The following is a 7873-nucleotide window of genomic DNA, read 5'->3' as shown; positions in this document are numbered from 1 at the left end:
TTTTAAATTGGATAAAAATTGCAATAAAATCAATTGAAAATGAAGAAAGATTAGCCTTCACTATCATTGATAGAAAAAATGATAAAATAATCGGATCAACAAGCCTAGGAAACTTTTCCGCACGAGATAAGAGAATTGAGATTGGTTGGACCTGGTTATCAGAAAGTATTCAAGGAACCGGCATAAATCAAATCATAAAATTGATTCTATTAAAATATTGTTTCGAGGAACTTCATTTAGAAAGAGTTGAAAGTAAAACAGATGTATTAAATATTGCGGCAAGAAAAGGATTAAAGAAAAGTGGGTTTATAGAAGAAGGAATTTTAAGAAGTCACACATTACTAGCAAATGGAAGAAGAAGAGACTCAATCTACTACAGTGTATTAAAACATGAGTGGAACAATATTAAGAACTAAATAACTGGCTATAACAGCGATTCATCTCAAATTCCGGGTATTCGAGAAAAAGTGTGATTTTAGAAACCAAGAAAGAAAATGGTTAAGCCGACCAGTCCACATCTCTACTCCCGCAACTTGCGTTAACCGGAGACGTCACCAATTATTTTATATGAAAAACTGGAATTTTAAAGTAACAAGTGGTCCTAAGGAGATGGGGGAGAAATTGGAATCCTCACTTGGAGGCGTTGATAGATTTGTTTTAAACATGAATTCTGATAAACGGAATACAGTAAGATTTAAAATACGCAAACGGCTTTCCCTTCCATTTGAAATAAACACCCAAAATAACCTAATTGTCAAGGGGAAAATATTAAAAGGAGATGCTGAAAATGAGACCGATGTAGAAGTTTCTTTTTCTCACCACCCATTAGCCAAATTATTGATCTTTGGACATATTATTTTGGGCTTGAGTTTGTTTACCGGGTTATTCCTAAAATTTGCCAGTAATACCTATATGTTCATTGTCGGGGGACTACTTTTAGTAATAGGATCTTTATTATGGATTCACATGCGGAGGGACTTTGATAAGCATGTTCAGGAATATAAGAATTTGATCTCTGGGATATTAGAGTGATAAAGGTCCGCAATTTTCGATAACCGTAACCGTTACTTGCCGTCTAAAATAAAAACTGAAAAATATTATGAAACAGATCATTTGCTTACTATCCATGCTTCTTATGCTGTCCTGTAAACAGGAAAAGGAACAGGAACAACCTGAACCAATTAAGGACAATGCGGAACTTGCCGAGATCTATGCCGCCGACCAGGGAGATCGCCGGTCGGACAATCTTGACTGGTCCCGGGTTTCCAAAAGGGATAGTCTGAGACGCGTTCGGGTACACCAGCTGCTGGATTCGAATAAGGTGGTCACTTCAAATGATTATAAGAATGCCGCGATGGTTTTTCAGCACGGTAAGGATTCGGTTGATTATGGAATGGCCGTAAAACTGATGGAAAGATCGGTAGCGCTGGATTCTACAGCAAATAAATGGCTACTGGCCGCCGCGACAGACAGGTATCTGTTAAGTATAGGCGAACCCCAGATATACGGTACCCAGTATCACAGAAAGAACGGGGAGCCCTGGAAACTAGCCGAAATGGACACCACGAAGATCACAGATGCCGAAAGGATGGAGTTTGGAGTGGAAACCCTTGCAGAACAAAAGGAAAAGGTCAAAAGAATGAATCAGAAACCGCTTGTGGTACTCTATGATTCGGGAACAGGGATCGACCAGATTGTTGAGTTAATTAAAAATGAGGATGAAACCCTCACCGGATTCAATGTTTCCGAAAACGGATTGAACAACTTTGGTTATCAATTAATGGGTCAGGACATAAACGAAGAGGCCCTGAAAATATTCCAATTGAATACCGAACTATACCCTGAGGCATATAATACATATGACAGTTATGGGGAGTGTTTATTAAAAATGGGAGACAAAGAAAATGCCGTCATAGCTTACCAAAAATCTCTTGAGTTAAATCCGGATAACGATAATGCAAAAGAGGTTTTGCAGGAAATTAAATAACTAACGGTGACCTGCTTCCCTGTCAGCCGACAGGCAGGTGCAACTTGCTATAACCGGAGACGTTAGCCAGAATTATTAATTATGAACATCGTTGTTATATGAACTGGATCTTAGGTACTGTACTAGTTTTAACTGTAATCTACCTTGTTAGTATCCGGTTGAAGAAGGCGAGAAAAAAAGCTGCACGAAACGCATTAATAGAAGATTGGGGAAAACCCAAAAATGAAAAGTATCTCGATTTTGATTTGATCGATCAATTTTTTAAAAATCACAGATCGCCTAAAAATGTATTTCAGATAATATCTGACAATACCTGGGTCGATCTGGATATGAATGAAGTTTTCACATTCTTAGATAGAACTACTTCAAAAATTGGACAACAATATCTTTACTATAAACTTAGAACCATAACTGGTATTTCTGACTTAGAACGATTTGGAAAGCTTACAGAAGTATTTAAGTCAGACCATTCCTTGCGAGTTAAATGTCAGCTCGAACTATCAAAACTTTCATCTAACAAAGCATATTATTTCGAAGAGATCTTTCGTGCACAAAGGGTAGAAAAATCTGATAAAATATGGCTCTTCCGTTTTCTGTCAATAGCCGCGATTTCTTCTATTATTCTAAGCTTTTTCAATCCATCATGGTTCCTGCTTTTAATCCCGATCTTTTTCATAAATCTCGTTTTTCATTATAAAAACAAGGCCTCGATACAATTATATTTAAATGGTGTGGGCCAATTGGCAACGAGTTATCATGTAGCCAGGAATTTGAGCTCTTCAGAAGAGATTAGATCCTTCTATGAAGATCTTAATTACCTAAAGAATGTAAGATCAATCTTATCAAAAATTCGATTTATTGAGTGGGAGAAAAAGCTGGATAGTGAATATGCTCTTTTATTTTGGTTCATATCAGAAATTATTAAGATCACTTTCAATTTAGAGCCAATACTTTTTTACAGTTTTCAAAAGTCCTTAGAAAATAAAGAAGAAGACTTAAAAGAACTTTTTCTCTTCATTGGTGAAATTGATTCTGCTATATCTTGTGCGTCGGTGCAGACAAACAATAGCAAATATTGCAAACCCGGTTTTACAAGCAAAAAAGAAGTGTTTGCAGAAGAAATATATCATCCGTTAATTGAAAGTTGTATACCTAATAGTCTAATATTAGAGAACAGGAGTTTGCTGTTAACCGGATCAAATATGTCTGGTAAAACAACCTTCATAAGAACCTTTAGCGTTAATGCAATTTTAGGACAAACATTAAATTTTTGCTTTGCTAAAAAGTTAGAAACTCCGTTTTTCAAGATCTATTCATCAATTAGGATTTCAGATGATCTAATTAATAATACGAGTTACTATTTAGAAGAAGTGGTGAGGATTAAAGAATTGATAGATGCTTCAAAAGAAAAGAATAGTTGCCTGTTTATATTAGATGAGTTATTTAAAGGAACCAATACAGTAGAGAGAATTGCTGCTGGAAAATCGATCTTATCTTACTTAAATAAAAGGGACCATATTGTTATGGTTTCTACACATGATTTAGAACTCACAGATTTATTAAAACAGGAAAATTTTGACTTGTATCATTTTTCGGAAACCATTGAAAATGATCAATTAATTTTTGACCACAAGATCAAGCCAGGGAAACCAAAAAGTGGAAATGCTATAAAGATCTTAGAGTTGTATGATTATCCTTTGGAGATTATAGACCATTCAAAGAGTAGCAGCAAAAAGACTATCGCCAAAAACGATTCATCGCAAATAACGGATATTACCAAAAAAGTATAATATTTAAAACCGGGAAAATGGTTAAGCCTACATCACGATAGCTATCGGGTCTGCGTACTTACTCCCGCTACTTGCCATAACCGGAAACCTTGTACTTCATTATTAAAACAAGTTAAACACTTAAAAATCATATCTTTAAATAAACTATGCTCTAATGATTAGTTTCTTTAGAATAATTAGGCGCAAATTACTTTCAGAAGGAAAAACCAGGAGGTACCTTAAATATGCTCTTGGAGAAACCGTTCTGGTTGTGATAGGTATTCTAATTGCCCTTCAAATCAATAATTGGAACGAAAAAAGGATACAGTACGAAAAAGAAAAGGAATTCATTAGCAGCGTAAAAAATGATCTAAAACAGGATAGAGCCTTCATTCAACGCATAATAGAAACAATAGAACCCAAAATCGAAGCTTATGATACTTTGAACAGGGATCTGTTAGATCTTTACCGGAATGATAGAAAAGCACTGGACTCTATCTTTCAGGTTTATTTTACAGCTAACCGCACATTCTATCCAATCCTGGGCTCCTATCAGTCAGCGGTATCTGGTAATCAATTCACTCATTTCAGAAATAAGGAATTATCAAATAAATTGATCAAATTATATAATTCCATCTATGACAGATTAATTGATAACGGCCGAATTCTGGACGAAAGGTGGTCCTTCATAAGTAAGAAGTACAGTTACGAAAGAAGAACGGGATCCTTTCGCGATATGGAACCTGAACAATTAACTGAATTTCTTGATGACCTGTACCATCATTATGTACAATTAAAATGGTACAGGGATCAGTTAGAAATAGCGAAAATTGAAATTGATAAAATAATTGTGGAAGATAAGATGGAAGCAAAGTAGGTGTCCCTGTCTATTTTCCCGGCAACATTTTATATCACCGGCAACAGGACGCCTCTCAAAAATGCCATTTTTGGACCTGCTTTAAAATCTAAATGGCTAATTAGCGGTGACCTTCATTTTCAAACTCTTTGCCCAAATGTTTTATTCTGAAGATAACATCGTATCTTTGCACCCCTTTTTGATATTTTTATTTGAAACAGTTGAAAGGGGGAATAAGAAAATAATTGTATGAGAACGAAGTCGTTAAAGAAGAACAGGATCAATGTTGTAACCCTTGGCTGCAGTAAGAATGTCTATGATAGTGAGGTCTTAATGGGCCAGCTGAAAGCGAATGACAAGGATGTGGTGCATGAGCAGGAAGGGAATATCGTGGTGATCAATACCTGTGGTTTCATTGACAATGCGAAAGAACAATCGGTTAATACCATTTTAGAATACGTAGAACGCAAGGAGCAGGGAGAAGTGGATAAGGTTTTTGTGACCGGATGTTTGAGTGAGCGCTATAAGCCAGACCTTCAAAAGGAGATCCCTGATGTGGATCAATACTTCGGAACTACCGAATTACCCGAATTACTTGCCGCCCTGGAAGCAGATTACAAGCACGAACTGGTAGGAGAAAGATTAACTACCACGCCGAAGAACTATGCATACCTTAAGATCGCTGAAGGTTGCGACAGGCCGTGTTCATTTTGCGCTATTCCGCTAATGCGAGGAAAGCACAGATCAACACCTATTGAAGATCTTGTTACCGAAGCGAAAAACCTTGCTGCACAAGGGGTGAAGGAATTGATATTGATCGCCCAGGACCTTACCTATTACGGTCTTGATCTTTATAAAAAGAGAAATCTGGCTGAGCTTCTGGAGAACCTGGTGAAGGTTGAGGGAATCGAATGGATCAGGCTGCATTATGCTTTCCCAACAGGATTCCCGTTAGATGTCCTGGACGTGATGAAGCGTGAGCCGAAGGTTTGTAATTACCTGGATATTCCGTTGCAGCATATTTCAGATGATCTTCTGAAGTCAATGCGTCGTGGAACTACTCATGAAAAGACCACGAACCTTATCAAGGAATTCCGAAGCAGGGTTCCTGAAATGGCAATTAGAACGACGCTTATTGTGGGTTATCCCGGAGAAACCGAAGCACATTTCCAGGAACTGAAGCAATGGGTAAAAGACATGCGTTTTGAACGCCTTGGTTGTTTTACCTACTCACACGAAGAGAATACGCATGCATACAACCTGGAAGACGATGTGCCGCAGGAGGTAAAGCAGGAGAGAGCCAATGAGATCATGGAGATCCAGTCTCAGATCTCCTGGGAACTGAATCAGCAGAAAATAGGACAAACCTTCAAAGTGGTTATAGACCGCAAGGAAGGCGAATATTATGTGGGTAGAACCGAATCTGATTCTCCTGATGTTGATAATGAAGTCTTGATAGACGCTACAAAGATCTATCTAAAGACAGGTGATTTCTATGAAGTGAAGATCACAGAAGCCGCCGATTTTGACTTGTATGGGGAGCCTGTTAACGCCAATGTTGAAAAACCGGCACGAAAGGAACTTAAAGTCAGAACTGTTTAGTCATTACAGTAAACTATAAAAGAGGCCGTAAAATTTGATTTTTACGGCCTTTATTTTTTTATAAACCTCACAGGTTTTCAAAACCTGTGAGGTTCTTTTACCGTCACCCAGTCTCGACGCTTCGTGAGTTTCGAGGTCTCCATTTGCCAGGAGAAGATGCTGAAACAAGTTCAGCATGACGTTCGATTGATTGTTCACCGTCACCCTGTCCCGACGCTTCGGCAGTTCCAGGGTCTCTATTCTTCAGGAGAAGATGCTGAAACAAGTTCAGCATGACGTTCGGTTGATCGTTTACCGTCACCCTGTCCCTACGTTTCGGCAGTTTTAGGGTCTCTATTCTTCAGGAGAAGATGCTGAAACAAGTTCAGCATGACGCCTATTTGATTGTTTACCGTCACCCTGTCCCGACGCTTCGGGAGTTTCAGGGGCGCCATTTGTCAGGAGAAGATGCTGAAACAAGTTCAGCATGACGCTTGTTAGACAGAGTCTTTATGTCATGCGATCGTGACTTCGGGTTCCAGGTAGACTTCCTGGACGCTTCTTATGATTTCCACCCCGTCCTTTAAGGGTCTCTGGAAAGCCTTACGGCCCATAATGAGACCGGAGCCGCCGGCGCGTTTGTTGATCACCGCGGTTTTTACCGCAGCTTTGAAATCTGAATCTCCCTGGGAACCACCTCCGGAATTGATCAGGCCTATTTTACCCATATAGCAGTTCGCTACCTGGAAACGGCAAAGATCTATTGGATGATCTGTGGTAAGCTTTTGGTACATATCCTCAGTTTGTTTTCCGAAACCTATATCGCGAAAGCCATAATTTGTCTCCGGAAGTTTTTGTTTTATGATATCCGCTTTGATGGTCACTCCAAGATGGTTGGCCTGTCCGGTAAGATCGGCCGCGGAATGGTAATCTGTACCATCTTTTTTGAAGGCTGAATTTCGGGTGTAGCACCACAGGATGGTCGCCATACCTAACTGATGAGCTTCTTCAAAAGCCGCGGCTATTTCCTGGATCTGTCTGGTGCTTTCTTCTGAGCCAAAGTAGATGGTTGCTCCTACGGCGGTGGCACCCATATCCCATGCTTCCCGAACGCTTCCGAAGGGGATCTGGTCATATTTATTAGGGTAGGTCAATAGCTCGTTGTGATTGATCTTTACTATGAAAGGGATCTTGTGAGCATATTTCCGGGCATGCATGGCAAGAACTCCAAAGGTGGAAGCTACTCCGTTACAACCTGCTTCCATAGCCAGTTTGATGATATTTTCGGGATCAAAGTAATCGGGGTTCTTATAAAAGGAAACCGCAGCGGTATGTTCTATTCCTTGGTCAACAGGCAGAATACTTAAGTAGCCTGTACCGCCAAGTTCTCCGTGGTTGTACAATTGGTTTAGACTTTTTAGGACCTGAGGACTGCGATCACTTTCAATAAAATAATCAGCGCTATGAGGCCCGGGAATAGTAAGTTTTTCTTTTGGGATTTTAGTGCTTTTGTATTCCAGGAGGGAAGAAGCATCTTCTCCAAGAGTTTCCCTTATCTTCTCAATTAGTCTCATAAATGTGGTTTTAGGTTAATGAGTAAGCTGCCTTTTTGAGGGGGGAGTTTGCTGAAGTTAAGCAAATTAAGAAGTAAATTAGAAAGCTGATTTATTAAAAAAAGCA

9 protein-coding genes are annotated in these 7873 nt (G+C 39.1%); 6 read left to right on the top strand and 3 right to left on the bottom strand.

Annotation, left to right across the window (positions count from 1 at the left end; translation table 11 throughout):
* From ACFQ1G_RS05225 to rimO, 6 genes are all read left to right on the top strand, one after another.
* Window positions 1-416 (top strand): GNAT family N-acetyltransferase (locus tag ACFQ1G_RS05225; protein ID WP_380737299.1); only part of this gene is annotated, 416 nt, incomplete at its 5' end.
* Between the two features lie 151 nt (window positions 417-567).
* On the top strand, window positions 568-1032 hold the full coding sequence (locus ACFQ1G_RS05220; RefSeq protein WP_380737297.1) for a DUF423 domain-containing protein: 465 nt from the start codon (window positions 568-570) through the stop codon (window positions 1030-1032).
* A gap of 67 nt (window positions 1033-1099) precedes the next feature.
* Window positions 1100-1987 carry a tetratricopeptide repeat protein gene (locus ACFQ1G_RS05215; protein WP_380737296.1) on the top strand — a complete coding sequence of 296 codons (888 nt, stop codon included), beginning with the start codon at window positions 1100-1102 and terminating at the stop codon, window positions 1985-1987.
* 98 nt (window positions 1988-2085) lie between these two features.
* A complete protein-coding gene (locus ACFQ1G_RS05210; protein ID WP_380737295.1) occupies window positions 2086-3777 on the top strand; it encodes a MutS-related protein in 1692 nt (563 codons plus the stop codon).
* A gap of 154 nt (window positions 3778-3931) precedes the next feature.
* Window positions 3932-4633 (top strand): DUF6090 family protein, encoded by a 702-nt coding sequence (locus ACFQ1G_RS05205; protein ID WP_380737293.1) that lies wholly within the window; start codon window positions 3932-3934, stop codon window positions 4631-4633.
* 228 nt (window positions 4634-4861) lie between these two features.
* Window positions 4862-6214, top strand: coding sequence for a 30S ribosomal protein S12 methylthiotransferase RimO (gene rimO, locus ACFQ1G_RS05200; RefSeq protein WP_380737291.1), 1353 nt, complete (start codon window positions 4862-4864; stop codon window positions 6212-6214).
* 3 nt (window positions 6215-6217) lie between these two features.
* Here the strand turns inward: rimO and ACFQ1G_RS05195 are convergent, their stop codons facing one another.
* The 3 genes from ACFQ1G_RS05195 to ACFQ1G_RS05185 form a co-directional block, all read right to left on the bottom strand.
* Entirely contained in the window at window positions 6218-6391 is a 174-nt protein-coding gene (locus tag ACFQ1G_RS05195) for a hypothetical protein (protein ID WP_380737289.1), read from the bottom strand.
* Between the two features lie 156 nt (window positions 6392-6547).
* A complete protein-coding gene (locus ACFQ1G_RS05190; RefSeq protein WP_380737288.1) occupies window positions 6548-6682 on the bottom strand; it encodes a hypothetical protein in 135 nt (44 codons plus the stop codon).
* A gap of 26 nt (window positions 6683-6708) precedes the next feature.
* Window positions 6709-7767 (bottom strand): class I fructose-bisphosphate aldolase, encoded by a 1059-nt coding sequence (locus tag ACFQ1G_RS05185; protein WP_380737286.1) that lies wholly within the window; start codon window positions 7765-7767, stop codon window positions 6709-6711.
* Between the last annotated feature and the right edge of the window lie 106 nt (window positions 7768-7873).

The sequence above is a fragment of the Salinimicrobium gaetbulicola genome (genome assembly GCF_042676025.1).
Lineage (GTDB): Bacteria > Bacteroidota > Bacteroidia > Flavobacteriales > Flavobacteriaceae > Salinimicrobium > Salinimicrobium gaetbulicola.
The sequence above is the reverse complement of the archived record's forward strand: the minus strand, read 5'-3'. Positions and strand labels throughout refer to the sequence as shown.

Bases quoted from the DNA above. Each gene is read 5' to 3' on its own strand.
- ACFQ1G_RS05220 (WP_380737297.1), top strand. From the start codon at position 568: ATGAAAAACTGGAATTTTAAAGTAACAAGTGGTCCTAAGGAGATGGGG.
- ACFQ1G_RS05215 (WP_380737296.1), top strand. From the start codon at position 1,100: ATGAAACAGATCATTTGCTTACTATCCATGCTTCTTATGCTGTCCTGT.
- ACFQ1G_RS05210 (WP_380737295.1), top strand. From the start codon at position 2,086: ATGAACTGGATCTTAGGTACTGTACTAGTTTTAACTGTAATCTACCTT.
- ACFQ1G_RS05205 (WP_380737293.1), top strand. From the start codon at position 3,932: ATGATTAGTTTCTTTAGAATAATTAGGCGCAAATTACTTTCAGAAGGA.
- rimO (WP_380737291.1), top strand. From the start codon at position 4,862: ATGAGAACGAAGTCGTTAAAGAAGAACAGGATCAATGTTGTAACCCTT.
- ACFQ1G_RS05195 (WP_380737289.1), bottom strand. From the start codon at position 6,391: ATGCTGAACTTGTTTCAGCATCTTCTCCTGGCAAATGGAGACCTCGAA.
- ACFQ1G_RS05190 (WP_380737288.1), bottom strand. From the start codon at position 6,682: ATGCTGAACTTGTTTCAGCATCTTCTCCTGACAAATGGCGCCCCTGAA.
- ACFQ1G_RS05185 (WP_380737286.1), bottom strand. From the start codon at position 7,767: ATGAGACTAATTGAGAAGATAAGGGAAACTCTTGGAGAAGATGCTTCT.